At 64.6% G+C, this 25,604-nt stretch carries 25 protein-coding genes and 1 riboswitch; of the genes, 16 read left to right on the forward strand and 9 right to left on the reverse strand.

All coding sequences use genetic code 11. The features are described 5' to 3' along the window. The 7 genes from HWE17_RS16710 to HWE17_RS16740 all read left to right on the forward strand — a co-directional run. The coding region (locus tag HWE17_RS16710) for a DEAD/DEAH box helicase (RefSeq protein WP_176389513.1) at nucleotides 1-931 on the forward strand (931 nt) is incomplete at its 5' end. Nucleotides 932-1,018: 87 nt separating this feature from the next. Then, entirely contained in the window at nucleotides 1,019-1,477 is a 459-nt protein-coding gene (locus HWE17_RS16715) for a hypothetical protein (protein WP_176389514.1), read from the forward strand. Between the two features lie 149 nt (nucleotides 1,478-1,626). After that, on the forward strand, nucleotides 1,627-2,469 hold the full coding sequence (locus tag HWE17_RS16720) for a response regulator (protein WP_176389515.1): 843 nt from the start codon (nucleotides 1,627-1,629) through the stop codon (nucleotides 2,467-2,469). Then, nucleotides 2,466-2,798: a hypothetical protein gene (locus HWE17_RS16725; RefSeq protein WP_176389516.1), complete on the forward strand. Its 333-nt coding sequence runs from the start codon at nucleotides 2,466-2,468 to the stop codon at nucleotides 2,796-2,798. Before HWE17_RS16720 ends, HWE17_RS16725 begins: the two co-directional genes overlap by 4 nt. Next, nucleotides 2,795-3,634, forward strand: a complete 840-nt coding sequence (locus HWE17_RS16730) for an HDOD domain-containing protein (protein WP_176389517.1) — start codon at nucleotides 2,795-2,797, stop codon at nucleotides 3,632-3,634. The genes HWE17_RS16725 and HWE17_RS16730 overlap by 4 nt, the downstream gene beginning before the upstream one ends. Before the next feature lie 14 nt (nucleotides 3,635-3,648). Next, the gene (locus HWE17_RS16735) at nucleotides 3,649-5,112 is read left to right on the forward strand and encodes an ATP-binding protein (protein ID WP_081922503.1); all 1,464 of its coding nucleotides are present in this window, start codon (nucleotides 3,649-3,651) and stop codon (nucleotides 5,110-5,112) included. Further along, nucleotides 5,109-6,440, forward strand: coding sequence for an HD domain-containing phosphohydrolase (locus HWE17_RS16740; protein WP_255206281.1), 1,332 nt, complete (start codon nucleotides 5,109-5,111; stop codon nucleotides 6,438-6,440). Before HWE17_RS16735 ends, HWE17_RS16740 begins: the two co-directional genes overlap by 4 nt. Here the strand turns inward: HWE17_RS16740 and HWE17_RS16745 are convergent. The 5 genes from HWE17_RS16745 to HWE17_RS16765 all read right to left on the reverse strand — a co-directional run bounded on the left by HWE17_RS16745 (nucleotide 6,437) and on the right by HWE17_RS16765 (nucleotide 11,344). Next, nucleotides 6,437-7,762: an ATP-binding protein gene (locus HWE17_RS16745; protein ID WP_176389518.1), complete on the reverse strand. Its 1,326-nt coding sequence runs from the start codon at nucleotides 7,760-7,762 to the stop codon at nucleotides 6,437-6,439. The genes HWE17_RS16740 and HWE17_RS16745 overlap by 4 nt on opposite strands. Nucleotides 7,763-7,849: 87 nt before the next feature. Next, nucleotides 7,850-8,530 (reverse strand): hypothetical protein, encoded by a 681-nt coding sequence (locus tag HWE17_RS16750; RefSeq protein WP_176389519.1) that lies wholly within the window; start codon nucleotides 8,528-8,530, stop codon nucleotides 7,850-7,852. Continuing rightward, entirely contained in the window at nucleotides 8,527-9,537 is a 1,011-nt protein-coding gene (locus tag HWE17_RS16755) for an MlaD family protein (RefSeq protein ID WP_035820309.1), read from the reverse strand. The genes HWE17_RS16750 and HWE17_RS16755 overlap by 4 nt, the downstream gene beginning before the upstream one ends. 52 nt (nucleotides 9,538-9,589) lie before the next feature. Beyond that, entirely contained in the window at nucleotides 9,590-10,405 is an 816-nt protein-coding gene (locus HWE17_RS16760) for an ABC transporter permease (RefSeq protein ID WP_099400686.1), read from the reverse strand. Between the two features lie 72 nt (nucleotides 10,406-10,477). Further along, nucleotides 10,478-11,344 carry a LysR family transcriptional regulator gene (locus tag HWE17_RS16765; RefSeq protein WP_176389520.1) on the reverse strand — a complete coding sequence of 289 codons (867 nt, stop codon included), beginning with the start codon at nucleotides 11,342-11,344 and terminating at the stop codon, nucleotides 10,478-10,480. Nucleotides 11,345-11,464: 120 nt separating this feature from the next. Here HWE17_RS16765 and HWE17_RS16770 point away from each other — a divergent pair, with 120 nt between their 5' ends. Further along, nucleotides 11,465-12,835 (forward strand): MFS transporter, encoded by a 1,371-nt coding sequence (locus tag HWE17_RS16770; protein ID WP_176389521.1) that lies wholly within the window; start codon nucleotides 11,465-11,467, stop codon nucleotides 12,833-12,835. Between the two features lie 4 nt (nucleotides 12,836-12,839). On the opposite strand, the gene ribB is transcribed toward HWE17_RS16770, so the two are convergent. Then, on the reverse strand, nucleotides 12,840-13,487 hold the full coding sequence (ribB, locus tag HWE17_RS16775) for a 3,4-dihydroxy-2-butanone-4-phosphate synthase (RefSeq protein ID WP_176389522.1): 648 nt from the start codon (nucleotides 13,485-13,487) through the stop codon (nucleotides 12,840-12,842). A 95-nt stretch (nucleotides 13,488-13,582) separates the two neighbouring features. Next, a riboswitch (FMN riboswitch) is annotated at nucleotides 13,583-13,733 on the reverse strand. A gap of 185 nt (nucleotides 13,734-13,918) precedes the next feature. Here ribB and HWE17_RS16780 point away from each other — a divergent pair. From HWE17_RS16780 to HWE17_RS16800, 5 genes are all read left to right on the forward strand, one after another. Then, nucleotides 13,919-16,753 (forward strand): pitrilysin family protein, encoded by a 2,835-nt coding sequence (locus HWE17_RS16780; protein ID WP_176389523.1) that lies wholly within the window; start codon nucleotides 13,919-13,921, stop codon nucleotides 16,751-16,753. Nucleotides 16,754-16,848: 95 nt separating this feature from the next. Further along, complete coding sequence (locus HWE17_RS16785; protein ID WP_010399555.1) at nucleotides 16,849-17,046, forward strand: hypothetical protein; 198 nt, start codon at nucleotides 16,849-16,851, stop codon at nucleotides 17,044-17,046. Nucleotides 17,047-17,190: 144 nt separating this feature from the next. Next, nucleotides 17,191-18,774 (forward strand): methyl-accepting chemotaxis protein, encoded by a 1,584-nt coding sequence (locus HWE17_RS16790; protein WP_176389524.1) that lies wholly within the window; start codon nucleotides 17,191-17,193, stop codon nucleotides 18,772-18,774. 87 nt (nucleotides 18,775-18,861) lie between these two features. Beyond that, a complete protein-coding gene (locus HWE17_RS16795; RefSeq protein WP_176389525.1) occupies nucleotides 18,862-19,731 on the forward strand; it encodes a ThiF family adenylyltransferase in 870 nt (289 codons plus the stop codon). Next, nucleotides 19,732-20,841 (forward strand): nitroreductase family protein, encoded by a 1,110-nt coding sequence (locus tag HWE17_RS16800; RefSeq protein WP_176389526.1) that lies wholly within the window; start codon nucleotides 19,732-19,734, stop codon nucleotides 20,839-20,841. It begins immediately after the preceding gene. A gap of 32 nt (nucleotides 20,842-20,873) precedes the next feature. On the opposite strand, the gene HWE17_RS16805 is transcribed toward HWE17_RS16800, so the two are convergent. From HWE17_RS16805 to HWE17_RS16815, 3 genes are all read right to left on the reverse strand, one after another. Next, a complete protein-coding gene (locus HWE17_RS16805; protein ID WP_176389527.1) occupies nucleotides 20,874-21,872 on the reverse strand; it encodes an EDSAP-1 family PEP-CTERM protein in 999 nt (332 codons plus the stop codon). A 108-nt stretch (nucleotides 21,873-21,980) separates the two neighbouring features. Beyond that, nucleotides 21,981-22,961, reverse strand: coding sequence for an EDSAP-1 family PEP-CTERM protein (locus tag HWE17_RS16810; RefSeq protein WP_176389528.1), 981 nt, complete (start codon nucleotides 22,959-22,961; stop codon nucleotides 21,981-21,983). A gap of 188 nt (nucleotides 22,962-23,149) precedes the next feature. Beyond that, nucleotides 23,150-24,382, reverse strand: a complete 1,233-nt coding sequence (locus HWE17_RS16815) for a glycosyltransferase (RefSeq protein ID WP_217916804.1) — start codon at nucleotides 24,380-24,382, stop codon at nucleotides 23,150-23,152. 138 nt (nucleotides 24,383-24,520) lie between these two features. Here HWE17_RS16815 and HWE17_RS16820 point away from each other — a divergent pair, with 138 nt between their 5' ends. From HWE17_RS16820 to HWE17_RS16830, 3 genes are all read left to right on the forward strand, one after another. After that, a complete protein-coding gene (locus HWE17_RS16820) occupies nucleotides 24,521-24,694 on the forward strand; it encodes a hypothetical protein (RefSeq protein WP_176389529.1) in 174 nt (57 codons plus the stop codon). 240 nt (nucleotides 24,695-24,934) lie between these two features. Then, nucleotides 24,935-25,072, forward strand: a complete 138-nt coding sequence (locus HWE17_RS16825) for a hypothetical protein (protein WP_176389530.1) — start codon at nucleotides 24,935-24,937, stop codon at nucleotides 25,070-25,072. 129 nt (nucleotides 25,073-25,201) lie between these two features. After that, nucleotides 25,202-25,570, forward strand: coding sequence for a hypothetical protein (locus tag HWE17_RS16830; RefSeq protein WP_035820282.1), 369 nt, complete (start codon nucleotides 25,202-25,204; stop codon nucleotides 25,568-25,570). Nucleotides 25,571-25,604: the final 34 nt, after the last annotated feature.

A 25,604-nucleotide genomic window follows, 5' to 3' on the forward strand; every position in this document is an offset into this window, starting at 1 on the left:
GTTCGGCGGCGTCTCGATCAATCCGCAGATGATGGACTTGCGCGGCGGCGCCGACATCGTCGTCGCCACGCCGGGCCGTTTGCTGGACCTGGTGCGCCAGAACGCCTTGAAACTGGGCGGCGTGTCGCTGTGCGTGCTCGACGAGGCCGACCGTTTGCTCGACATGGGTTTTAGCGAGGAAATCAACGCCATCCTGGCGCTACTGCCGGGCAAGCGGCAAAACCTGTTCTTCTCCGCCACCTTCCCCGACAGCGTGCAGGCGCTGGCCGACAGCCTGCTCAAGGACCCCGTGCGCATCGAAGTGGCGTCCGAACCGCAGGACAAACCCGACATCGTGCAGCGCGCCATCACGGTCGACGTGCCGCGCCGCACGCAGCTGCTGCGCTATTTGATTTTGCAGCAGCAGTGGGAGCGCGTGCTGGTGTTCGTCGCCACCAAGTACGCGGCCGAACACGTGGCCGACAAGCTGCAGCGCGCCGGCTTGCACGTGGGCGCCTTCCATGGCGAATTCAGCCAGGGTACGCGCAGCCAGCTGCTGGCCGACTTCAAGGCGTGCCGCTTGCAGGTGCTGGTGGCCACCGACGTGGCCGCGCGCGGCATCGACATCGCCGGCTTGCCGGCCGTCGTCAACTATGACTTGCCCCGCTCGGCCGTCGACTACACGCACCGCATCGGCCGCACGGGCCGCGCCGGCGAAAGCGGCACGGCCATCAGTTTCGTGACGGCCGACACGGAAGCGCATTTCCGCCTGATCGAGAACCGCAACGACTTGCGCATCGTGCGCGAAGTGGTGGCCGGTTTCGAGCCGACGGAATTGCCCGCGCCCGTGAACCCCGTCACGGACACGGTGAATGGCGGCGTGAAGGGCGCGCGCAAGAGCAAGAAGGACAAATTGCGCGAAGCGGCTGCGAAGGCGGCCGAAGGCAATTAAATCCCCCTTATGTGCGCTAGCCGCTTGAACGGCTGGCCGTCCCGCTTTAAGATGATGTTTCTATAAAGCAAGGGGACGGGAATGCACATGACCTTCATCACGCGCGCGGGCGCTCTGGCTTGCGCGCTGGCGCTGGCCGGTTGCGCCGGCATGGGCGGAAAAAATGCCAGCACCGGCATGCAGATGCCGGGCAAGACGCCGGCCGACGCCGCCGTGGCCGCCACCTGGTACAACCCGCCCAGCGAATTTCCCGGCATTTGCCTGACCCAGTTCAAGGACGGCAGCCTGCGTTTCGACGGCGGCTTCGCTTTTTTCAATCCGGGCCGCTGGGCCTACGATGCGGCCACGTCCGAGCTGCGTTTGCAATTGGCGCCGACGCCGTCGCTGGAACTGTCGCACGCGCAAACGGTGCTGCACAAGAACCTGCTGAGGGTCGAGGCCGCCAAGAATACGCTGGTCTACGCCGTGAAGGCCGACACGCAAGCCATCGGCCTGGGCGGCTTTGTGTTTTACCGCGACACGCCTTGTCCTGTACAGCGCGGATAAGTGGCGGATAAGTGCCGGATTAGTGTTATACGGGAATATTTAGTCGTATAATTTCAGCGCAAGCTGGCTGCCGCGCAAGATGGTCTCGCGCGGCAAATTCTCCCTCCAGGCAAGCTCCGATATCGCTGCGGCGATGAGAGGATGGTCCGATGGATGTGCACGACGAGCATGACATGCCAGGGACGGCGGTGCCTGCGGCGGCGCCGCGCACCTTGCTGCTGGTCGATGACGAACCGAATATCCTCGCTTCCCTCAAGCGCCTGCTGCGGCGCGACGGCTACCATATCCTGACGGCCAACGGCGGCCAGGAAGGGCTGGACGTGCTGGCCAGCCACGCCGTCGACGTGATCGTCTCGGACCAGCGCATGCCGGGCATGCTGGGCGCCGACTTCCTGCGCAAGGCCAAGCTGCTGCGCCCGCAAACCATCCGCATCATGCTGTCGGGCTATACCGAATTGCAGGCCGTCACGGACGCCGTCAACGAGGGCGCCATTTTCAAATTTCTCACCAAGCCCTGGGAAGACCACCAGCTGCGCGAGCATATCGCCGAAGCGTTTCGCCTGAAAGGCATCGACGACGACAATGTGCGCCTCAATGCGCAGCTGCGCGACGCCAACCAGGCGCTGGCGGCCGCCAATGCCGCCATGCAGGCGCTGGTGCGCCAGCAGCAGCACCAGATCAGCCGCGATGAAGTCAGCCTGGGCATCGCGCGTGAATTGCTGCAATTTCTGCCGCTGCCCGTGATCGGGCTTGATGAAGACGGCATGATCGCCTTTATCAACGCAGCGGCGGCCAACCTGTTCGAACGGGGCGCGGCCCTGCTGGGCAACGAGGCGGCGATCGTCTTGCCGCAATTGTTCGACGGGCAGGGCGCTCCCCGTCTGGCCGCCATCGATGGCCAGCCGTACGCCGTGGCCGTCCATCCGATGGGCCTGCATTCGCGCTCGCGCGGCAGCCTCGTCACCCTGAGTCGTCATGGAGCAGATACATGAGTGAAAGCGGACGCGAGATTTCCATGGAGCAGGCGCAGGAAGGCATGGTGCTGGCGCAGGCCTTGAACGACGCCAGCGGCGCCGTGCTGCTGGCCCAGGGCGCCACTCTGACGGCGGCGAACCTGACGGCTCTGCGCCGGCGCAATGTGGAGCGCTGCCGCGTCGTCATGGACGAGGCGATCGACCCCGCCGCGCAGGTGCATGCCGAGCAGGAACGGGTGCGCCGCCTGGAACGGCTGGCCGTGCTGTTCCGCGCCACGCCGGCCGATTCCGCCGGGGCCGAACTGCTGGCGCTGCTGCAGCGCTACCGGCAAGGGGGCGCGGCATGACACGCCTCAGTTTTGAACATATCATCCGCCAGATCCAGGAACTGCCTTCGCTGCCGGTGGTGGTGCTGGAACTGCTGTCGAGCATGGACCAGGACGACACGGACGTGCACGTGCTGGCGCAAAAGATCGAGCTGGACCAGGCCCTGGCGGCGAAGACCCTGCGTATCGCCAATTCCTCGTTCTACGGCATGCAATCGAAGGTCACCAGTATTCCGCAAGCCGTGTCCGTGCTGGGCTTTCACAGCATCCGCACCGTCGTCACGGCGTGCGCCCTGACGGGCAGTTTCGCGCCGGTGGCCGGCGGCTTCGATTTCCAGGCCTTCTGGCGCCACTCGCTGGCCACGGCCATTGCCGCGCGCCTGCTGGCGCCGCACTTGCGCGTCAATCCCGAAACGGCGTTCACGGCCGGCCTGCTGCACGACCTGGGCACCCTGGTGCTGGTGACGCGCTTCCCGGCCGAATACGCGCTCGTGCGCAGCCACCGCCAGGCGCACGATTGCCAGATGGCCGAGGCGGAACTGGCCGTCATCGGCATCGATCACGCGCAGGTGGGCAGCGCCCTTGCCGCCTACTGGAAGTTTCCCGAGGCGATACAGCAGGCGGTGGCCGACCACCATGCCATCGACCGCCTGGAAGCGGGCGGCCTGCCGCTGGCCGTGCACCTGGCCAATGCCGTTGCCCTGGCGCTCGACCTGGCTGGCGTCGACGATGCGCTGGTGCCGCCCCTGTCGCCGACGGGCTGGCGCAGCGTCGCGCTGGACGAGCAGGCCTGGCTGGCGCTGCTGGGGCAAACGGAACACACCTTCGATGAAATGTCGCGGATCATGCTGGCATGAACAGGATAGAGGCCATGGAAACAGATGCAGGGCAGGCGCTGCCGGCCAAGCCGGAACGCCGTCAGGGCGACACCATCGCGCTGTCGGCATTTTTCGACGGCCATCCCGTGGCCACTTTCGCCATCGACACGAACCACGTGGTGACGCACTGGAACAGCGCCTGCGAGCAGTTGCTGGGCTTTGCGGCCGCCGAGATGGTCGGCACGCGCGACCACTGGAAGGCGTTTTATCCGCAGCCGCGCGCCTGCCTGGCCGACCTGCTGGTGGCCGACGACATCGCGCTGGGCGAAAATGACCGCTACCTTGGCAAGCTCAAGCGCTCTTCCGTGATCCCCGGCGCTTACGAGGCCGAGGATTTTTTTGCCGATATCGGCCCCGACGGCCACTGGCTGCATTTCACGGCGGCGCCCCTGCGCGATCGCCAGGGACGCCTGGTGGGCGCCATCGAAACCCTGCGCGACGTGAGCGAGCGGCGCCTGGCGGAACTGGCGCTGCGCAAGGCGCACGACAACCTGGAACACCTGGTGGCCGAGCGCACGGCCCAGCTGGCCGACATGAACGAGCGCCTGGCCGACGATATCCGCCAGCGCCAGATCGCCGATCTGGAATTGCGCGAGCGTAACCTGGCCCTGACGGAATTGAACAGCAAGCTGTCGCTGGCCCAGCAAAAGCTGCTGCAGTCGGAAAAACTGGCCTCGATCGGCCAGCTGGCCGCCGGCGTGGCGCACGAGATCAACAATCCCATCGGCTATGTGTTTTCCAATGTCGGTACCCTTGAAGGCTACCTGGACGACCTGTTCAGCATGCTCGACGCCTACGAGGAAGCCGAGCCGGCCGTCGCCGACCCCGTGGTGGCGGCGCGCCTGCGGGCGCTGCGCGAACAGATCGACCTGGACTTCCTGCGCACCGACATCCCCATGCTGATGGGCGAGTCGAAGGAAGGCATTTCGCGCGTGCGCCGCATCGTGCAGGACCTGAAGGATTTTTCGCGCACGGATGCGCACCAGGAGTGGGTCTGGGCCGACCTGCGCCAGGGCATCAATACCACGCTCAATATCGTGAATAACGAGGTCAAGTACAAGGCCGACGTGGTGCGCGAATATGGCGACATTCCCGATATCGAATGCCAGCCTTCCGAGCTGAACCAGGTGATCATGAACCTGGTCGTCAACGCGGCCCACGCCATGGGCGAGGCGCATGGACGCATCACCCTGCGCACGGGCAGCGACAATGCGACGGAAGTGTGGATCGAGGTCGAGGATACGGGCGGCGGCATCGCGCCCGAGCACCTGTCGCGCATCTTCGACCCCTTCTTTACCACCAAGGCCGTCGGCAAGGGCACGGGGCTGGGCCTGTCGCTGGCCTACACCACGGTGCAGAAACACCATGGCCGCATCGACGTGCGCAGCGTCATCGGCAGCGGCACCACCTTCCGCATCACCTTGCCCGTGCGCCAGGCGCAGGCCGTCGCACCATGACCGAACAGGACAGCATGCATACGAGCACCAGCACCGCGCCGCCCACCATCCTGTGCGTCGATGACGAGCCGAATATCCTGTCGTCGCTGCGGCGGCTGTTCCGCCCGCACGGCTACCGCGTGCTGACGGCCGATGGCGGCGCGGCCGGCCTGGCCCTGCTCGAGAGCGAGACGGTGGACCTGGTCATCTCCGACATGCGCATGCCGCACATGGATGGCGCGCAGTTCCTGGCCCAGGTGCGCCAGCGCTGGCCCGGCACCATCCGCTTGCTGCTGACCGGCTATGCCGACATCCAGTCCATCCTCGACGCCATCAACCAGGGCGAGATATACCGCTACGTGACCAAGCCGTGGGACGAGAACGATATCGTGCTGGTGGTGCGCCACGCGCTGGAACGGCGCGCGCTGGAGCAGGAAAAACTGCGCCTCGAAGCGCTGACGGCCAGCCAGAACGTGGAGCTGCAGGCGCTCAATGCCAGCCTGGAAGCGAAGGTGGCCACGCGCACGCAGCAGCTGAAGCAGTCGCACGACGAAGTGCAGGCGGCCAATGAGCGCCTGAAAGCCACGTTCGTGACGACCATCAAGGTGTTTTCCAACCTGATCGAAATGCGTGGCGGCAAGCTGGCCGGCCATGCGCGGCGGGTGGCCGAGCTGTCGCGCAAGCTGGCGCAGGCGCTGGGCCTGGAAGGGCAGGAGGCGCGCGACGTGTTCATCGCGGCCCTGCTCAAGGATATTGGCAAGCTCAGCTTGAGCGACGACGTGCTGGAACTGCCGGCCAGCGCCTGGAATGGCGAGCAGCTGGCCGCCTTCCGCAAGCATCCGCTGCGCGCCGAACAGTTATTGATGGCGCTCGACGAGTTGCGCGCCGTCTCCGTGATCCTGCGCTCGCAGCTCGAGCGCTTCGACGGCGGCGGCTTTCCCGATGGCCTGGTGGGCCTGGCCATTCCCATGGGCGCGCGCATCCTGGCGCTGGCGTCCGACTACGACGGCTTGCAGATCGGCGCCATGGTGCAGCGCAGCCTGCGCGCCGACGAGGCCCGCACCCTGATCTACGACAGCGTCGGCAAGCGCTACGACCCGGCCGTGGTGGCCGCTTTCCGCGGCATCATGGAAGAGACGGAACCGCCGGCGCGCGACCTGACGGTGCTGTCGGGCCAGCTGGAGCCGGGCATGGTGCTGTCGCGCGACCTGATCAGCCGCGATGGCCTGATGCTGCTGGCGGCCGAACACGTGTTGACGGCCCGCGTGATTGCCCAGCTGCTCGACTTCGAAGGCAAGAATGGCGGGCGCCTCAGCATCCGCGTGTACGCGCCGCCGAAAGACGCCTAGGCCTTCGCGGCGCCAGGCGGCTGCAGCGGCAGGTGCACGGTAAAGCGCGTGCCGCGGCCCACTTCTGAGGCCACTTCGATGCGTCCGCCGTGCTTGTTGACGATGCCGTACGACAGCGACAGGCCCAGGCCGGTGCCGCTGCCCACGGCCTTGGTGGTGAAGAATGGTTCGAAGATGCGGTTCAGGTGCTCGGGCGCGATGCCGGCGCCCGTGTCGCCGATCTCCACCCACACCCAGTCGCCCGCGTGGCCCGTGCGGATGCTGATCACGCCGTCGCTGTTGATGGCCTGGCCCGCGTTGACGAGCAGGTTCATGAAGACCTGGTTCAGCTGCGACGCCAGGCACAGTATCTGCGGCAGCTCGCCATAGTGTTTTTCGATGCGCGCCTTGTATTTCAATTCGTTGGCGACGATATTGAGGGTGCTGTCCAGGCCCGCATGCAGGCTGGCCACTTGCCAGTCCGTCTCGCCCACGTGGGAAAAATCCTTCAGCGCCTGCACGATGTCGCGCACGCGTTTCAAGCCATCCATCGATTCGCGCACCAGGTCGCCGATGTCGTCCTGCAGGAAAGCCAGGTCGGCCTGCGCGCGCACCTGCGCCACTTTTTCGGCCCGGGCCGGGCCGTCGAGCGGCTCGCCCATCGCCGCTTCATACTGGGCGATGACGTCGAACAGGGTGCCGACATAGCCTTGCAGCGAACTCATGTTCGAATTGACGAAGCCGATCGGGTTATTGATTTCATGCGCGATGCCGGCCGCCAGCTGGCCGATGGAGGCCATCTTTTCCGATTGCAGCAGCTGGTCGTGCGCTTCCTGCAACTTGCTGATCAGTAGTTGCTGCTCTTCGCCGCGCGCCTGCAGCATCGCTTCCATGCCCTTGCGTTCCGTGATGTCCGTCAGCGAGCCGATCACCTCGAACGGCACGCCGTGATCGTCGCGCACGAGGCGCAGGCTGTCGTGCATCCACAGGTAGCTGCCGTCGCGCACGCGGAAGCGGTATTCGTAGGCGCGCGCGCCTTCGACGAAGATCTGCGCCAGGCTGGAAAAGATGCCGGGTGCATCGTCGGGGTGGATGTGGTCGAACCAGAAATTCGGATCGGCGACCATCTCCTCGGGCTGGTAGCCCAGCACGTTGAGGGCATTGTTGCTGACAAATGTCATCTTGAAGTCGCCGCTGGGCACGGTGCAATAGATGATGGAAGGTGTATTGTCGAGCAGGTATTGCAGGCGCACGGCCGTCGCGGCCGATGCGTCATCGCCAGGCGCCGTCCCGGCATGCCGGCCGGTATCGGGAGTGGAAAGGTCGAAATCCTCGAACTGCATCGTCACACCTCGCTGCCTGCACGGCCTTGATGTCATCCTCGCTCGATTATGCCTGATTCTGCCTGCCTTGGGCCGCCATCGGCGCGCTCAAGGCGCCAGCGGCTGCTCGACGATCGCCATGCGCCGCGCGATGCGCTGCGCCGCCTGCGTGTCGCCCGCCTGTTCGGCGCGCAGGCGCTGCACACCGAGCCAGGCCAGCAGCGGACGGCGCCAGCCCTGGTCCGATGCCGTGGCGACGGCCGTATCGAGCAGCTTCGGCGTGGCGCGGCCAGAGCGCAGCAGCACGCCGGCCGCCACCAGTTGCGACAGCGGGTCCTTGATGGCGGCCACGGCGCTGGCGGCAGCCGTGTCGGAAGCGGCGCCCGCCACGGCACGCTGCGTTTCCGGCAGCAGGGCGACGTCGGCCGCCTGCGCCTTGCCGGCCAGCCAGGCCGCATACGCGCGGTCGGCGGCTGTCGCGTCGGCTTGCAGTGCGTCAAAGCCGGCGCAGTCCTCGAAGGCCAGGCTGGCCAGGCGCGCGGCGCAGCGCAGCAGTTCGATGCGCGCCACGAGGTCAAGCTTGCCCGTGCCGGCGACCTGGCTGCGGGCGCGCCGGAATTCCGTCTGCTCGACCAGGGCATTGCCATTCAAGTAGGCCGCTTGAAAGCGTTCGACGGAACTTTGCGCATTCATTTTCCAGTCCGGCACGGGCGGGCCGCTGGAGCAGGCTGCCAGCGCGGTGCACAACAATGCGGCCAGTGCGGACAAGGAGGCGTTGAGTTTTCTCATGGCAGTTTGATCTCCGGATTGCGCTTGAACGGCCATTTGCGGTTGATGTCATTGACCAGTTGCTCGACCTTGCGCAGATTGCTTTCCACGTCGGCGCGCAGCGGGCCCAGGTCGGCGGTGGCCGCCTTGGCGTTGGCGCCCACGGCTTGCGCCTCGACCAGCACGGCGTCGACTTTTTTCAGGCTGTTGCGCGTGTCGGCCAGCAGGGCGTTCAGCTGCACGATGGTCGCCTGCGCATCCGTCATCACGCCCTTGTCGCCGAAGACGCGCGTATCGGCATTGGCCACCAGGCCATCCGTGCGGCGCGCCAACTGGTCCGCCGTGATCAGCAGGGCGTTGGCCCGTTCAATCAGCAGGCGCGATTGCTTGTCGTCGCCCGTCAGCAAGCCCATGGCGCCGCCCGGACCGCTGAGCTTGCCGGTGACGGCCTGCACGTTGCGCATGGTGCCGTCGAGTGCGGAATCGGTGCCCGTCAGGTTGCCCAGGTTGTTCAGCAAATCCTTGGCGGCGGCCAGCAGGCGGGGGATTTCCGCCGCCATGTCGCCTACCAGCAAGTCGCGCGTGGCGTCGTCGGGCAGCGGCGGGTCCGTCAGGATGCCGCTGTAGGCGCGCAGCTTGGCGCCGCCGACGATGCCCCGTTCCAGGGTGAAGATGGAGCTGGTGCGAAGCCAGTGCGCATCTTTTCGCGGCACGTCGATGATGACGCGCGCGCGGCCGTCCGGCGCCAGCTCGATGCGCTGCACGCGGCCGATGGGAAAGCCGGAAAAGGTCAGGTCGGCGCCCACGCCCACGCCGTCGGAATCGTCGGCCGTCAGCACCAGCGTTTGCGTGGCTTCGAAGGCGCCGCGCGCATACATCAGGTAGACGACGGAGCCGACCACCAGCACGAACATGAAGACGAGCAGGATGGCCGCCTTCAGTTCGGCGTGGCGCACGGGCGGCGGGGCGGGCAGCACAGCGTCGGGCGCCGTGACGTCGGTCTGGTCGGGATTTTGAGGTTGGCTCATGGCTTCTGGCTCTGGTATGGGTGATTCAAGATTGGCTGGCGGTGGCGGGGCATCAGTAGTAATTGCCCATCAGCGAAGCCACTTCGACCAGCAGGATGACGGAAAACAGGCGCAGCATTTCGGACAGGCCGTGCGCGGCCCACAAACGGTTGCGCCGGCCATGCGGCTCTTCCGGGTAGTAGGACGAGGCGAGCGGGATCAGGGCCACAGCAAAGCTGAAGAAGATGACTTTGAGCATCAGGATCAGGGCCACGGCCGGATTGAAGATCTGCCCCACGACGCGCGTGTAGCCTTGCAGCGCCCACGGCGTAAAACCGTAGATGGTGAGGTAGGCGAGCACCAGCGAAGTGACGCAGCTGACGATGGCCAGCATCCACACGGCGAAGATGCCGGACATGACGCGCGGAAAGTATTCGCGGCGCAGCAGGTCGACGCCCTGGCGCTGCATGGTATCGAGCATGCCGGACGAGCGCATTTGCGCGAACGCAATGCCGTCTGGCAAGGTCAGGCGCAGCGCGACGAACAGGGCGGCCGTCAGCGGTATCAGTTCCAGCACCAGCACGCGCACCACCATTTCCAGCGCATAGCGCGACAGGCCGTAGCTTTGCGCGCTGACGACGACGATGCGGATGAGTACCAGGCTAACGAGCGCGCAGGCCACGCTGAACCAGACCAGGTTCGGCGCCGTGTTCGTCACCAGGCGGTGGGCGAGGATGGGGCGGTTGTCGCGGTTATAGCTCGACGGCGACAGGGCCAGCGAAAACACGAGGATGGCGAAATGCAGCATGCGCCACCAGCTGACCAGCCAGGCCATGGTGGCCCGGTGCAGGCGGCGCAGGCTGATGATGAGGGAGACGGATAGGGTCATCATGGCATCTTAACATTGGATGCGTTCGATACAAGCGATTGTCCAGCCGTGCGGCCGTGCACGGCAAGCCCGCTATTCGCCGGCCACGCTCGCAATGATCGCGTCGGCCGCCGCGCGCACGCGGGCAGAACGGTTCAGGTCGGCATGCATGACCAGCCACACGTCGTAGCTTTCCGCCCGCTCGGGCCAGATGCGCACCAGTAGCGGGTCGATGTCGCCCAGGTGGGTGGCCAGCTCGGCCACGCCCAGGCCCGCGCGCGTGGCGTCCTGCAGCATCGCCGCCGAATTGACTTCCATGGCGACGTGGGCGTTGGCGACGGACTCGCCGGCGATTTTGTCGCCATGGCGGGGCGTCACGGAATGGTGGTAGATGACGATGTCGTGCCCTGCCAGCGCCGTGCCGCGCACGGGATCGCCCCGCTCGGCCAGGTAGCTTTTTGACGCGTACAGGCCCAGGCTGCGCTTGACGAGGTGGCGCGAAATGAGGTCCGGGTCGGTGGGGCGCACGCCGCGCACGGCCAGGTCCGCTTCGCGCCGCGTCAGGCTGGCCAATGCCGGCGCCACGTTGAGCACGATGCGGATGTCAGGATGCGCCGCATGCAGCTGCTGCATGGCGCGGATGACGAAATGGCTGGCCATGGTGTCGGTGGTGGCCACGCGCACCAGGCCGCTTAAACGGTTGTCGACGCCCTGCATCTCGCGCTGCAGCTTGTCGGCCGCCCGCTCCATCGCTTCGGCCGCCGTCAGCGCCAGTTCGCCGGCCGGCGTGGGCACGTAGCCCGATGGCGTGCGCAGAAACAGGGTGGCGCCCAGCGAGCTTTCCAGCGCGGCCAGGCGGCGCCCGCAGGTGGCCTGGTCGATGCGCAGCAGGGCGGCCGCACCGCGCAGGGTGCCGGCCCGGCCGATGGCGAGAAAGATGCGCGCGTTATCCCAGTCCATGAGTGCTTTCCGTTCGATGTTTGTGATGCATTTTTGCATCAAGCTGCCGATTTTATGCCTGTTTACTGCATCCTGCAATGCTCGCATAATGGCTGCCCCGCTGTCCCTGCAAGGAATTCCATGTCTGCCCCCACACCGCGCCGCGCCAGCGGCTTGATCCTGCTGACCCTGGCCTTCGGCTTCGTCATGGCCATGCTCGACGTCACTGCCGTCAACGTGGCCTTGTCCGATATCGCGCTGGATTTGCGTATCCCGCTGACGGGCCTGGTCTGGGTGGTCGACGGCTACACCTTGACGTTTGCCGCGCTGCTGCTGGCCGGCGGCGCGCTGGCCGACCGCTACGGGCCGAAAGCCGTGTACCAGGGCGGCCTCGGCGTCTTCATTATTGGTTCGGTGCTGTGCGGTGCCGCGCCCGACGGGCATTTTTTGACGGCGGCGCGCCTGTTGCAGGGCGCGGGCGCGGCCCTGTTCATGCCCAGTTCCCTGAGCCTGCTGACGCACAGCTTTGACGACGAGCGCGAGCGCACGCGCATGCTGGGCGCCTGGTCGGCGCTGGTGGGCGTGGCCGGTGCGTCCGGCCCCCTGATCGGCGGCATCCTCGTGCACCAGTTCGGCTGGCGCAGCGTGTTCTGGGTGAATGTGCCGCTGGGCGTGCTGGCCATCGTCATGGCGCAAGTGCTCTTGGCCGCGCCGGCGCGCCAGCCGCGCGATTTATCGCTGTTCAGCCATGCGCTGGGCGTGGCGGCGCTGGCGGGCCTCAGTTTCGTGCTGATCGAAGGGCCCGTGCTGGGCTGGCTGTCGCCCGGTGTGCTGGCGGCGGGGGCCTTGACGGTGCTGTCGGCCGGGCAATTGCTGCGGCGCGAGCGCAGCGGCAGCCATCCGCTGTTGCCGCGTGCACTGTTTCATAGCAGCAGCTTTGGCGCGGCCAATGGCGTGGGTTTTTTGATCAATTTCTGCGTGTTTGGCCAGCTGTTCTTATTGAGCCTGTTCCTGCAGCAATCGGGCGGCGCCGACGCCTTGCAGTCGGGCTTGCGCCTGCTGCCCATGATGGCGGCTTACACGGTGGGCAATTTCATGGCGGGAAGTATTGCGGCCCGTCACGGCACGCGCTTGCCCATGCTGGCCGGCTTGCTGGTGGGGGCGATGATGGCGCTGTTGCTGATGGGCTTGCGTCCGGGTACGCCGTTTGCGCTGCTGGCGCTGGGCACGGCCATCATGAACGTGGCCATCGGCATCGCCATTCCCGCCATGACGGCCACCGTGATGCGGGTGGCCGGCAAGCAGCATGCGAACAGTGCGGCGGCGGCCCTGAATGCCAACCGGCAAATCGGCGCGCTGGTGGGCGTGGCCCTGATCGGCAGCATCCTGCACATGGTGCAGGACTGGTCGCTGCGTTTGCCGCTGGCCTACGCGACGATTGCCGTTGCGTATGGCCTGGCGGCGGGCCTCGTCTACCGGCACGTGCATCTGCCGAAGGCCGTGGCCGCCTGAAGCGTTATTGCTCGCGCGTGCTGCGCCATTCCACCAGTTCCTCGATGGTCAGGATCGGCATGCCGTGCAGTTCGGCGAAACGTTCGATAGCGTCGCCGCGCATCATGGTGCCGTCCGGGTTAATCAGCTCGCACAGCACGGCGGCCGGGTTCAGGCCCGCCATGCGCGACAGATCGACGGAGCCTTCCGTGTGGCCACGGCGCTCGAGCACGCCACCGGGCGCGGCGCGCAGGGGAAATACGTGGCCGGGGCGCACCAGGTCGGCTGGCTTCGCATTTGGCGCGATGGCGGCGCGGATGGTGGTGACCCGGTCGGCGGCCGACACGCCTGTCGTGACGCCGTCGCGCGCCTCGATGGACACCGTGAACGGCGTGCCGTAGCGGCTGCCGTTGTCGGACGACATGGGCGGCAATTCCAGCGCGCTGACGACGTCCGTCGGCAGGCACAGGCAGACGATGCCGCTGCATTCGCGGATCAAGAGGGCCATGGTTTCATTCGTGAGTTTCTCGGCAGACAGGATCAGGTCGGCTTCGTTTTCACGGTCGAAATCGTCGAGCAGGATGACGGGAATGCCGGCGCGCATGGCGGCCAGGGCGGATTGGATGCGACCTTCCAGATCGTTGGAAAGCAGGGTATAGCTGTTGACTAACATGGTGAAACGCTCCTCGCATAGGCGAAAAACGCTGCAGGGCAAGCGAATAGACGCAGCCGGCCGCATCGACAGGTCGAGCGGACATCGCGTTTACTGCACATCTTCTTTCATCCGGACTATACCGTCGGCCCCGGAATCACACCGGATCTGCTGACCTTATCAGGCGAAACCTGACAAGCGCTCGCGGGCTTGACCGTTGCCGGTCTTACCGCCGGTGGGGAATCGCACCCCGCCCCGAAGACGTATTGTTGTGCCGGTCCACATGACCGGCGGCAATACTTTAGCACAATTGACAAAAGCTGGCAGGGCACTGTTGAGTTTGTTATTCGGCAAAATTGCCTGGGGAAAGCAGTTTTTCCTAAGCTGTTTTTAATGGCGGAAAGACGATTTCAGTGTAAGGTACGCTTACTGAATCTTACCGTTGAGAATACATGAAGCTGAGTAAATTACGCCTGATCTCGGGCGCCGTCTTGCTGGCGTGCGCCTGCATGGCCCAGGCAGAAATCCGTTTGAGCGATCCCTTGCCGCTGGCACCAGAAGTTACCGTCGGAAAACTGCCGAACGGCTTGACCTATTACATCAAGAAAAATGCCCGTCCCGCGCAGAAAGTGGAATTGCGCCTGGTGGTGAAAGCCGGTTCCATCCTGGAAGATGACGACCAGCAAGGCCTGGCGCATTTCACGGAACACATGGCCTTCAATGGCTCCACGCATTTCAAGCGCAATGAACTGATTTCATACCTGCAATCGATCGGCGTGAAGTTCGGCGCCGACTTGAACGCCTACACGAGCTTTGATGAAACCGTGTACGTGCTGCCGATTCCGACGAACAAGAAGGAAAACCTGGAAAAGGGTTTTCTCGTGCTGGAAGACTGGGCGCATGGCTTGAAATTCAATTCGGCCGACATCAACAGCGAGCGCGGCATCGTGCTGGAAGAGGCGCGCCTGGGCAAGGGTGCCAGCGACCGCATGAACAAGGTGCTGTATCCGAAGCTGCTGAACGGTTCGCGCTATGCGGAACGCATGCCGATCGGCAAGGAAACCGTGCTGAAAACCTTCAAGCCGGAAGCCATCAAGCGTTTCTACAAGGATTGGTACCGTCCCGACCTGATGGCCGTGGTGGTGGTCGGTGACGTGGAGCCGAAACAGGCTGAAGCGATGATCCGCCAGCATTTCGGCAAGCTGAAAAACCCCGCGAAACCGCGTCCGCGCCTGTATGCGGAAGTGCCGCAGCGCTCGCAAACGGAAGCGTTGGTGATCACGGACAAGGAAGCGCCGGACGACACCGTCTTTATCCGCTACCCGATCCGCGCCGCGCAGGAACCCGTCACCATCGCCGACTACCGCCGCCAGATGATCGAAAACCTGTACGGGCAAATGCTCAGCGCGCGCATGCAGGAATTGACGCAGCAGGCGAACCCGCCGTTCATCCAGGGCGGCAGCAGCATGGGCAAGCTGGTGCGCGGCTATGAATCGTTCAGCGCGTACGCCTTGCTGGGCAAGGGCGGCGTGCAGCCGGCCGTCGATGCGCTGGTGCAGGAAGACGAGCGGGCGCGCCGCTTCGGTTTCAGCCAGGACGAGCTGGACCGCGCGCGCAAGAACATGCTGCGCAATTACGAGCGCGCATACAGCGAGCGCGACAAGTCCGATTCGGCCGGTTTCGTGGCCGAATATTCGCGCAACTTCCTGGAGCAGGAAGCCATCCCCGGCATCGCCAATGAATTGCTGTACGCGCAGGAACTCTTGCCGCAGGTAACCTTGCAGGAAATCAACGAGACGGTGGCCAAGGTAATTCCCGACCAGCAAAAGAAACTGGTCGTCTTCATGGGCGCCGAGCCGAAAGCAGGCGCCAGCGTCCCGACGCAGCAGCAATTGCTCGACGCCGTGGCGAAAGCCGAGCAGCAAACCATCGAGCCGCGCACGGAAAAAGTGCTGGCCAGCAAGCTGATGGATGGCCCGCCGGCCGGTGGCAGCATCGTCTCGGAAAAGTTGAACAGCGCCATCGGCGTGACGGAACTGACCCTGGGCAATGGCGTGCGCGTGCTGCTCAAACCGACGGACTTCAAGAATGACCAGGTGCTGATGGGCTCGACGCGCTTCGGCGGCCAGTCGCTGTTCGGCGACGCCGATATCTATAACGCCCGCTATGCGAGCGCCGTGGTCGGCAGCATGGGCCTGAAAGACCTGGCGCCGCTGGACTTGCAAAAAGTCTTGGCCGGCAAGACGGTCAACGTGGGCGCGTCGCTGGGCGAGCTGAGCGAAGGCTTTGGCGGCTCGGCCAGCAGCGCCGACGTGGAAGCCATGCTGCAACTGGTGTATTTGTATTTCAACGACGTGCGCAAGGATGCGGGCCTGTACCAGTCCTTCATCGGCAAGCAGCAGGACTTGGCGAAAAACAGCATGGCGCAGCCGGAAGCCGTGTTTTACGACGCCATCCAGCACGCCATGTTTGGCGACAATCCGCGCGTCGACGGCGTGCCGCGCGTGGCCGACTTCGACAAGGTGGGCCTGGACCGCTCGCTGGACATCTTCCGCCAGCGCTTTTCCAGCGCACGCGGCATGACCTTCATCTTCGCGGGCAGCTTCGAGCTCGACAAGATCAAGCCGCTGATCGCCAGCTACCTGGGCACCTTGCCCGTGGCCGACGTGCCGCACGCCTACCGCGACGTGGGCATGCGTCCGGTGACCGGGGTCGTCAAGAAGGATATCTACATGGGCAGCGAGCCGAAAAGCACGATTTCCATCACCTTCAATGGCGACGTGGCGTATTCGGACGAGCAAAAGCTGACCCTGCAGGCGCTGGGCGAAGTGCTGAACCTGAAAGTCATCGAAGTGCTGCGCGAAAAGATGAGCATGATTTATGGCGGCGGCTTTGAAACGTCGATGGGCCAGCATCCGTACGGTCATTATTCCGTGGCCTTGAACTTGCCGACGGGACCCGAAAACGTGGACAAGGTGATCGCCGCCGCCTTTGCCGAAATCAACAAGATGAAGACGGACGGGCCATCGGCGGCCGACCTGGAAAAGGTCAAGCTGAACTGGATTACGCGCCAGCAAAAGTCGCTGCGCGAAAACCGCTACTGGATGAGCCAGTTGATGGGTTCGGTGACGCAGGGGCGCGACCCGGCGCACATCCTGCGCTACGAGCAGCGCGTGCGCGCCATCACGCCGCAAGCCGTCAAACTGGCGGCGCAGCGCTACCTGGACATGCACAATTATGTGCAGGTGGTGCTGTATCCGGAACGTAAAAACGTTGCAGCCAAGTAATCCTCGTGTTTCATCTGCATGGGCGGCAAGGTGACGAAGCTGTTAAACTGCCGCATATTGATGTGATATCGCAATTTAACAAGCAAGGAAATACGATGGCTAAGAAAGAAGAGCTCGATCCGGAAACCCTGGAGTTGATCAACTGGTGTATCGAGGTCGAAGGCTTCCTCGTGGCTGGCGGCGCCACCGTGGCGCAGGCGCAGGACCACATCGAAGAGCAGGTCGAGTGGTTTACCGACCAGTTCTACGACGGCTTGACGCCGGAAGAGGCAGCCAAGGAAGCCTTGGCCTGACCTTTCATCCAGACTTCAGCAAGACATATGCGGGCGGTGCCTGCCGGGCATCAGCCTGGTAGCGCCGCCCGCTTTGCTTTTCTGAAAAGATTTCCACATGGAAATTGTTTATAATTTCACATTTTATTCTTTACCCAGGCTCCCATGACTCTTCGTTCGCGCATTCTCCTCCTGTGTTTCAGCACCTTGCTGGGCATCGTCCTCATCGCTTCATTCTCCTTGTATTCGCTGCGCCAGACCATGATGGCGGAAAGGGTCGAGCAATTGACGGTGCTGGTGGAACTGGCCAATGCCTCGGTGGAAAAGGCATATGCGCTGGAACAGTCGGGCAAGCTCACGCGTGAGCAGGCCCAGCAGCAGGCCAAGCTGGCCATCGGCAGCTTCGTCAAGGACGAGATGTATTATTTCGTGCGCGATTTCAGCACCGACTTGCTGTATGTGCACCCGAATCCCGCGCGCATCGGCACGCCGCAAAAGAACATGAAGCAGTCGGGCGACCGCTACCGCTTGGCCCTGGCCAACAGCCGCATCGGCCTGGTGCAGGCGGACGGCTCGCGTCCCGGCGTGAAGGACCCAGTGGCGAAGATGTATGCCGTGGTGAAATTTGCGCCGTGGGACTGGCTCATCGGCACGGGCACGTATATCGATGACATCAACCACAAGTTCTGGGCCCAGGCGGGCGTGCTGCTGGCCATCGGCGGCGCGCTGATGGTGGTGGTGGGCGCCCTGGCGGCCCTGATGCTGCGCCGTATCCTGGGCCAGCTCGGCGGCGAACCCGACTATGCGGCAGCCATCGTGGCGCAAATCGCCCAGGGCGACCTGACCACGCACATCGATACGCGTCCCGGCGATACCTCCAGTCTGTTGATGGCGATCAAGGCCATGCGCGACAACCTGGCCCATCTGGTAAGCCAGGTGCGCACCGATGCGGAATCCATTTCCACGGCGTCGGGCGAGATTGCTTCGGGCAACCACGACCTGTCGGCGCGCACGGAGCAGCAGGCGGGATCGCTGGAAGAAACGGCCTCGACCATGGAAGAAATGACCTCGACCGTGCGCCAGAATGCGGACAATGCGCGCCAGGCCAACCAGCTGGCCATTTCTGCATCGCAAGTGGCGACGCAGGCGGGCGGCGTGGTGAGCCAGGTGGTCGACACCATGGGCGCCATCAATGCCTCGTCGAAGAAGATCGGCGACATCATCGCCGTCATCGACGGCATCGCCTTCCAGACGAATATCCTGGCCCTGAATGCGGCCGTGGAAGCGGCGCGCGCGGGCGAGCAGGGCCGTGGTTTCGCCGTTGTCGCCAGCGAAGTGCGCAATCTGGCGCAGCGTTCGGCCGCGGCCGCCAAAGAAATCAAGCAATTGATCGACAGTTCTGCCGAGCAAGTGGGCGCCGGTGAAAAACTGGTGGCGCTGGCGGGCGAGACGATGGAAAAAGTCGTCTCCAGCGTGCAGCACGTGACCGATATCGTGGCCGAGATTTCCTCTGCCAGCGCCGAGCAGAGCGCCGGCATCGAGCAGATCAACCAGGCCATCGTCGAGATGGACAACATGACGCAGCAAAACTCGGCCCTGGTCGAGCAGGCGTCGGCGGCGGCGCAGGCGATGAACGAGCAGGCCGCGGGTCTGGCGCAGATCGTCAGCGTGTTCAAGGTGGGTGCGGTGGCGCCGGCAGCGGCAGCGCTACAGCGCAGCGTGCCTGCGGCGCGGCGCCTGACGCGCTAAGCGCTTTTTTCTGTCATACGGGGAACTTATCCCCGGCTCACCTGTCCAAACTTTTTCGTCCGCAAGGGATGCACAGAAGAGGTGAGCATGACAGACGGTTTTTCGTATCACGCGGCGTTCGCCCGCAACCTGGGCTGGGTCACGCAGGCGGAGCAAAATAGCTTGCGCGGCAAGCGCGTGGCCATCGCCGGCATGGGCGGCGTGGGCGGCGTGCACTTGCTGACCCTGGCGCGGCTCGGTATCGGCGCCTTCCACATCGCCGATTTCGACACCTTCGATATCGCCAACTTCAACCGCCAGGCCGGCGCCATGGTGTCCACCCTGGGCCAGCCCAAGGTGGCCGTGCTGGCGCAGATGGCGCGTGACATCAATCCTGAACTTGAGATTAAACAATTTCCCGACGGCATACACGACAGCAACCTGGCCGAGTTCTTCGCCGGTGTCGACCTGTATGTGGACGGCCTGGATTTTTTCGCCTTCCCCGCGCGCCAGGCCACCTTCGCCACGTGCGCCCGCCTGGGCATCCCCGCCATCACGGCCGCGCCGCTGGGCATGGGCACGGCCGTGCTCAGCTTCATGCCGGGCGGCATGACGTTCGAAGAGTATTTCGGCTGGGGCGACTTGCCCGAGGAAGAAAAAGCCCTGCGCTTTCTCGTCGGCCTGGCGCCGGCCGGCTTGCACGCTCCCTACCTGGTCGACCCGTCCGCCATTAATCTGAAAGAGCGGCGCGGGCCGTCGACCATCATGGGCTGCCAGTTGTGCGCGGGCGCGGCCGCCACGGAAGCCTTGAAGATATTGTTAAAGCGGGGCAAGGTGATGGCGGCGCCCCACGGCATGCATTTCGACGCCTATCGCAACAAGCTCGTGCATACCTGGCGTCCCGGCGGCAACCGTCATCCGCTGCAGCGCCTGACGATGGCCATCATCAAGCGGCGCCGCGCGGCGCAGGGGGCATAAATGGCGCAAGCACCGCAGATCGCGCAGATTGATTCTGTGCTGGAAAATATCCTCGACCAGGCGCGCTGGGCTCCCAGCGGCGACAACACGCAGCCGTGGCGCTTTGAAGTCGCGGACCCGCGGCACGTGGTCGTACATGGCTTTGATACGCGCAGCCACTGCGTGTACGACCTCGACGGCCATCCCAGCCAGTTGTCGCTCGGTGCCTTGCTCGAAAGCATGGCGCTGGCGGCCAGCTGTCACGGCTTGCGCATGGAAGCGCGCCGGCGCCTGTCGATGCCCGACACCTTGCCCACCTTCGATGTGCATCTGCTCGACAGCCCGGGCATGCCGCCCGATCCGCTGGCGGCCTTCTTGCCGCAGCGCAGCGTGCAGCGGCGCCGGCTCAGCACGCGCCGCTTGCGCGCCAGCGAAAAGGCGGCGCTGGCGGCCAGCTTGCCGCCGGGCTATGGCGTGCAATGGTTCGAAGGCGGGCGCGCGCGCCTGGCCTGCGCCCGCCTGATGTTCGACAACGCGAAGCTGCGCCTGACCATGCCCGAGGCGCACAAGGTACACCGCGACGTGATCGAATGGGGGGCGCGCTACAGCAGCGACCGCATCCCGGAGCAGGCGCTCGGCGTCGATCCGATGACGGCGCGCCTGATGCGCTGGGTCATGCACAGCTGGCGCCGCGTGGATTTTTTCAATACCTGGCTGGCGGGCACCGTCGCGCCGCGCCTGCAGATGGATTTGCTGCCGGGCCTGTATTGCGGCGCGCATTTCGTGTTGCTGGCCGAGGCGTCACCGAACCATATCGACGATTACGTGGCGGCCGGCCGCGCCATGCAGCGTTTCTGGCTGACGGCCACGCAGCTGGGCCTGCAGTTGCAGCCGGAACTGACGCCGCTGATCTTTGCCCGCTATGTGCGCGAACGGCGCAGCTTTTCACGCACCGATGGCATGCAGGAAATGGCGCAGGAGCTGGCCGTGCAATGCCAGGCCGTGCTGGGGGCGGCGGCATTTGACCGGGCCGTGTTTCTTGGACGCATAGGCGCGGGGCCTGCCGCCAGTGCGCGCTCGCTGCGCCGTCCGCTGCAGGACTTGCTGGTGGCGCCGACGGCGGGGCAGTGAGGCGCGCGCCAGCATCAGCATCAGCATCAGCATCAGCGTCTGCGTCGGCGTCGTGGCGCCAGGCAAGCCAGCGCTGCCAGGCCAGCCGCCAATAGCGGCAAGGTGCCGGGCAGCGGCACTGGCGTGACGCCTGGCACGTAGGCCAGTTCGGAACTGTTCAGCATGTTCAACACGAGGGTGTAGTTGCCCGCCGCCAGATTATCCGTGACGGCGCCGTACTGCCCGCCGCAGGTCGTGCCGACGCCCGTGCCGGTGGGCGCGCCGCAGCCGCTGGGGTCGTAGGTAAACATGTTGCCGCTGGTGAGCGGCGTTTGCGCGTAGCCCGTATTGAGGTTGGCGGCATCGGCCAGTTCGGTGCCGCCCAGGATGCCGGAGCCGAGGTTGCCGTCGGGCGCCCAGTTGAAGACGATCTGGCCATTTTCATCGATGATGGTAAATGTCAGCGCCATGTTGGTGGTGGCCGCCGAGCCCGTCCCGGCCAGCGCGTCCAGGTACAGCTGCATGAAGGGCAGGGCCTGGAAGTCGAAGGCCAGGGTTGCGCCAGGCTGGCCGACGACGAAATTGACCGTCATCGCGGTGCTGGAGCCATTGCGTCCCGAGGCGTCGGCGCTGCCGCCGCCCGTCAGAAAGGTTTCCGCCGCATTCACCGTATGCGTGCTGGTCGAGCCCGGTGGGAAAGGGGGAATTTGCGAAGTGACGATCTGCGCCTCGCCGCGCGCATACGAGGCGTTGCCCATGCCTTGCCGGGTAAAGTCGTTTTCTCCCTTGGTAACGGCGCCGCGCTTCGCTTGCAGCGCGTCGATCTCGTTGCTGCCGCCATTGATGATGCTGCTGCCGTTGAGCGTGGCGGTGGTGCGCGACAGGTCGATATTGCTGAGCAAGCTGGTGGAACCGGTGGGATTGCTGATGACCAGGCCAAAGACACTGGTGTACGAATAGCCGTAGGCGGCGGCACTGGCAGTGCCGCTGCTGGCCAGCAGCAGAAAAGCTAACAGGACTGTTGGCAGCCGGGTGCAAGAAAATATAGTCATGAAAATCCTCATCTCCTGGTCGGCCGCGTTGTAAGGAAAACCGACAGGTTTGCCACATAAAAAAGGCGAGGAGAGCCCCCTCGCCTGTGAGTCCCCCTGTTGCCTGGTTCAGGCGGCAACCTTGCGGCGGCGGGCATAGCCCAGGCCAGCCAGACCCAGGCCCAGCAAGGCCAGGGTGCCTGGTTCCGGTGTCGCTTGCTGTTTCACCAGATCCACGCTTTCCACCGCATTCAAGGTCAGGGTGTAGTTGCCAGCTATCAGAGCATTGCTGACGGAACTGAAGTTGCTGCCGCACACCGTGCCGACACCGGTGCCCGTGGGCGTGCCGCAGCCGGAGGGGTCGTAGGTAAACAGCTTGCCGCGCGTGAGGAAATTGGTCGCCAGGCTGGTGTTCAGGTTGGCGCCATCGGCATTTTCCGTGCCGCCGAAGATGGAGCCGAGCACGCCATCGGGAGCCCAGTTGAACACGGTCAGGCCAGCCGCGTCCGTGATGGTGAAAGTGACGACAATATTGGCCGTCGCCGTGGACAGCTGGCCGACCGTGCTTTGCAGGAAGACCTGCATGAACGGCGAGGCCAGGAAGTCAAAGCTCAAGGTTGCCGTGGGTGAACCGACGACGAAATCGACGGAAAAGCCCGTGGTCGAGCCGTTGCGCCCGGAAGCATCGGCCGTGCCGGCGGGGCCTGCGAGGTGGGCTTCGGCCACGTTCACCACCTGGGTGGAGGTGGAGCCGGGCGGGAACGAAGGGAACTGCGTGCTGACGATCTGCGCATCGCCGCGCGAATAGGTGTTGGTGGGGCCTTGCTGCGTGAAGTCATTCTCGCCCTTGGTGACCGCGCCGACGTTGGCGCGCGGGGCATCGAGCGAGCCGGAGCCGCCATTGATGACGCTTACGCCATTCAGGGTGGCCGTGCTGCGCGAGATGGTGGTGCTGTTGGCCACCGTGATCTGGCCCGTTGGCACGGCGATCACCAGGCCGAAGATGTTGTTGTAGGAATAGCCGTAGGCGCCCGCCTGTGCGCTACCGGCGGCGCACAGCATGGCCAGTGCCGCTGCGGCCGGGAGCAGTTTCAGTTTCGAGAGTTTCATTGTATTCACCTCGTGGTTGAGTGAGTCTGGGAGTCTTGCTTGAGTCCTGTCGGCAGGTGCTCATGGCCAGATCTAAGCGACTTCCATGCCAACGCATGAGGTTCTTTTGAAATCAAGGACTTGGCGTGCTTTTGTTGACGTGCTGCAGGTGTTGTCGGACGCTCTGTAAGAAAAACCGACGCCGCCCGTCAAGGCAGGCCGCCTGGTGGCAACGAGCCCAGCAGGGCGTGCATATGGGGCAGCAAGCGTTGTCCTGGCACATAGTTGCGCATGGCCGTGGCCAGCTGGCGCGCCGCCAGCCTGGCTCGGCCATCGTCGAGCATGCGCGTGGCGGCATGGCGCAGGGCGGTTTCCTGGAAGCGGTCGGCACGCAGCAGCAGTCCGGCGCCGGCCCCGGCGATGCCGTGCATGTTGAGGAATTGATCAAGGTTGCCGGCGATGCCGATGACGGGCACGCCCGCCGTCAGCGCCTGCTGGCTGGTGGGGCTGCCGCCGTTGCAGATCACCAAGCTGGCGCGCCGGGCGGCCGTGTCGCCGGGCAGAAAGGGCGCGACATAGGCATTCGGCGGCACGGCGTCGACGCGGATGGTGCCGGCCGTGGCCGCCAGTACGGTGACGGGCAGGGGCGCCAGCGCGCGCAGCACGCGTGGCAGCAATTGCCCCTGGCCGGAGCTGCCCAGGGTGACATAGATGATGGGGCGTCCGCTGCTCAGTTCCGGGCGCTGCCACCAGTCGGGCAAATCAAGCGGCGGCGCCCAGATGACGGCGCCCAGGTAGTCGTGCGTGGCCGGCATGGCTTGCGGCGGAAACAGTTGCGGAATATCCGCGTACAAGGTGCGGTCGGCATCCGTATAGATGCGCCGCAAGTCGCTGCCCAAGGATGGCAGGCCATGGCGGCGGCGCACGCGGTTCAGGGGCACGGCGTGCGAGGCGAAGGCCAGCGGGCGGATCAGGCGGAACAGGGGATTGGCCAGCCAGATGGGCAGCATGCCCGTCAGGGGCAGGCTGGGCACCGTGTAGTGCTGGCGCACCCAGGGACTCCAGTAGGCATTGCTGACGGTAATGTAGGGAATGCGCTGCAGGCGCGCGCTGACCGACAGCGACAGGCGGAAGTCGCCGATGACCAGATCGGGCTGGACGGCATTGAGCAGGCGCAAGTCGTCTTCCACATACGCGTGCAGCGTACTTTCTGTATAGACGGGCTTGCCGTGCGCCAGCGCCTGCAGAAATTGCAGCGATGAAATACTGTCGATGCGCCAGCGCCGGAAGGGCGCTTGCTTGAAGCAAAAGTCATAGCCGTCGGCACAGGCAAAATGCACCTCGTACTTGTCCTCGTCCAGGCCCTGGGCCAGGCTCAGGGGACGGCCGACGTGGGCCAGGGTCACTGCCTCGGCCATAAAGAGGATTTTCTTGCGCGCCATGGAAATCGCTTGCACTCGTAGCTGGAGGGGATGCTTGTCAAGTTGGAGTGGCGCCACGCCGTTTAGTTCCCTGCAGCGTGCCACTGGCGGGCGCCAGGATTTGGCCGCATCGGCTACAGTGGGGCAAAGGAGGCCACCATGCAGCCACAATTCCATCTTGACCCGTTGCGTGCGCACAGCACGCCCGAACCCGATATGCCGCCACCGCCGGAAGGCGACCCGCTCACGCCGCCGCCGGAACAGCCGCCCCACATTGATCCCGTGCCGGTCGAGGAGCCGACGCCGCCGCCGCCGCCCGTGAAAATGCATTGAGTGGTTTTCGGACCGTTGCACCGCGCCATGGCCTGCGGAGGGGGGACGCGCGCCGCGTTTATTTCCTATCGGAAATGGACTGCGGGGCGGCCGCCGGCGCCACGCCATTTAAACAACAAAAACGTCAATAAATGTTGCCGACTGGATACAAATCAAACGCTAACTGTCGAGTGTCATGCGGCCGTCACGATTCTGTTCTTATAATGAGACATCATAAAAATTCTTGTACAGGAGACCATCGTGGGCAATTCCTTGCATAACAAAATCTACCTGGGCCGGCGGCCTGTGATCACCAGCAAAAACCTTTTGGCGCTGGCGCTGGCGGGCGCCGTGGCGGGTTGCGGCCTGGCCTGGCTGCTGCTGCGCAGCTATAAATAAGGGCTGTCCAGCCCGTCTTTCAGCCATCCGTTCGCCGCGCGGGCGGAGACTGATTCACGTTGCCTGTTGCCGATGCGCAGCGGGGCGCGTACCATGGGGGCCGAACACCTGGCCTTTTATGGAAAAGTAATGAAGAACGAGAAATTAACAACCGATGAATATGACGCGCTGGAGCAAGTTGCACGCGGCATCAAGACCGAGCGCCCCAGTGCTTGCGTGGCCCGCAATGCCAAGCGCCTGTCCGGCCTGAAGCTGCTCAGCTATGCACGCGATGGCCGTCTGTCCATCACCGAGAAAGCACAACAACTGTTGTTCCTGCGCCGCTGCATCATGGGGCTGCGCGCTGTCGCCACCGATCCGCTGACCAAGCTGGAGTCGGACGTGGCGTATTTCCTGGGCAAGAAAGCCCACATCGTGGCGCGCGCCGAAGGCGAAGGCCACGACATTTCCGACAAGGGCCGCGAATCGCTGGCCGACATCGACACCCTGGGTCTGTAAGGCTCACAACCGGCCCTCGTGGCCGGTTTTCACA

The organism is Janthinobacterium sp. BJB401, assembly GCF_013372745.1.
GTDB classification, from domain to species: Bacteria; Pseudomonadota; Gammaproteobacteria; order Burkholderiales; family Burkholderiaceae_D; genus Janthinobacterium; species Janthinobacterium rivuli.

Excerpts from the sequence above, each read along its gene's own strand:
- HWE17_RS16715 (WP_176389514.1), top strand. The coding sequence starts at position 1,019 with ATGACCTTCATCACGCGCGCGGGCGCTCTGGCTTGCGCGCTGGCGCTG.
- HWE17_RS16720 (WP_176389515.1), top strand. The coding sequence starts at position 1,627 with ATGGATGTGCACGACGAGCATGACATGCCAGGGACGGCGGTGCCTGCG.
- HWE17_RS16725 (WP_176389516.1), top strand. The coding sequence starts at position 2,466 with ATGAGTGAAAGCGGACGCGAGATTTCCATGGAGCAGGCGCAGGAAGGC.
- HWE17_RS16730 (WP_176389517.1), top strand. The coding sequence starts at position 2,795 with ATGACACGCCTCAGTTTTGAACATATCATCCGCCAGATCCAGGAACTG.
- HWE17_RS16735 (WP_081922503.1), top strand. The coding sequence starts at position 3,649 with ATGGAAACAGATGCAGGGCAGGCGCTGCCGGCCAAGCCGGAACGCCGT.
- HWE17_RS16740 (WP_255206281.1), top strand. The coding sequence starts at position 5,109 with ATGACCGAACAGGACAGCATGCATACGAGCACCAGCACCGCGCCGCCC.
- HWE17_RS16745 (WP_176389518.1), bottom strand. The coding sequence starts at position 7,762 with ATGCAGTTCGAGGATTTCGACCTTTCCACTCCCGATACCGGCCGGCAT.
- HWE17_RS16750 (WP_176389519.1), bottom strand. The coding sequence starts at position 8,530 with ATGAGAAAACTCAACGCCTCCTTGTCCGCACTGGCCGCATTGTTGTGC.
- HWE17_RS16755 (WP_035820309.1), bottom strand. The coding sequence starts at position 9,537 with ATGAGCCAACCTCAAAATCCCGACCAGACCGACGTCACGGCGCCCGAC.
- HWE17_RS16760 (WP_099400686.1), bottom strand. The coding sequence starts at position 10,405 with ATGACCCTATCCGTCTCCCTCATCATCAGCCTGCGCCGCCTGCACCGG.
- HWE17_RS16765 (WP_176389520.1), bottom strand. The coding sequence starts at position 11,344 with ATGGACTGGGATAACGCGCGCATCTTTCTCGCCATCGGCCGGGCCGGC.
- HWE17_RS16770 (WP_176389521.1), top strand. The coding sequence starts at position 11,465 with ATGTCTGCCCCCACACCGCGCCGCGCCAGCGGCTTGATCCTGCTGACC.
- ribB (WP_176389522.1), bottom strand. The coding sequence starts at position 13,487 with ATGTTAGTCAACAGCTATACCCTGCTTTCCAACGATCTGGAAGGTCGC.
- HWE17_RS16780 (WP_176389523.1), top strand. The coding sequence starts at position 13,919 with ATGAAGCTGAGTAAATTACGCCTGATCTCGGGCGCCGTCTTGCTGGCG.
- HWE17_RS16785 (WP_010399555.1), top strand. The coding sequence starts at position 16,849 with ATGGCTAAGAAAGAAGAGCTCGATCCGGAAACCCTGGAGTTGATCAAC.
- HWE17_RS16790 (WP_176389524.1), top strand. The coding sequence starts at position 17,191 with ATGACTCTTCGTTCGCGCATTCTCCTCCTGTGTTTCAGCACCTTGCTG.
- HWE17_RS16795 (WP_176389525.1), top strand. The coding sequence starts at position 18,862 with ATGACAGACGGTTTTTCGTATCACGCGGCGTTCGCCCGCAACCTGGGC.
- HWE17_RS16800 (WP_176389526.1), top strand. The coding sequence starts at position 19,732 with ATGGCGCAAGCACCGCAGATCGCGCAGATTGATTCTGTGCTGGAAAAT.
- HWE17_RS16805 (WP_176389527.1), bottom strand. The coding sequence starts at position 21,872 with ATGACTATATTTTCTTGCACCCGGCTGCCAACAGTCCTGTTAGCTTTT.
- HWE17_RS16810 (WP_176389528.1), bottom strand. The coding sequence starts at position 22,961 with ATGAAACTCTCGAAACTGAAACTGCTCCCGGCCGCAGCGGCACTGGCC.
- HWE17_RS16815 (WP_217916804.1), bottom strand. The coding sequence starts at position 24,382 with ATGGCGCGCAAGAAAATCCTCTTTATGGCCGAGGCAGTGACCCTGGCC.
- HWE17_RS16820 (WP_176389529.1), top strand. The coding sequence starts at position 24,521 with ATGCAGCCACAATTCCATCTTGACCCGTTGCGTGCGCACAGCACGCCC.
- HWE17_RS16830 (WP_035820282.1), top strand. The coding sequence starts at position 25,202 with ATGAAGAACGAGAAATTAACAACCGATGAATATGACGCGCTGGAGCAA.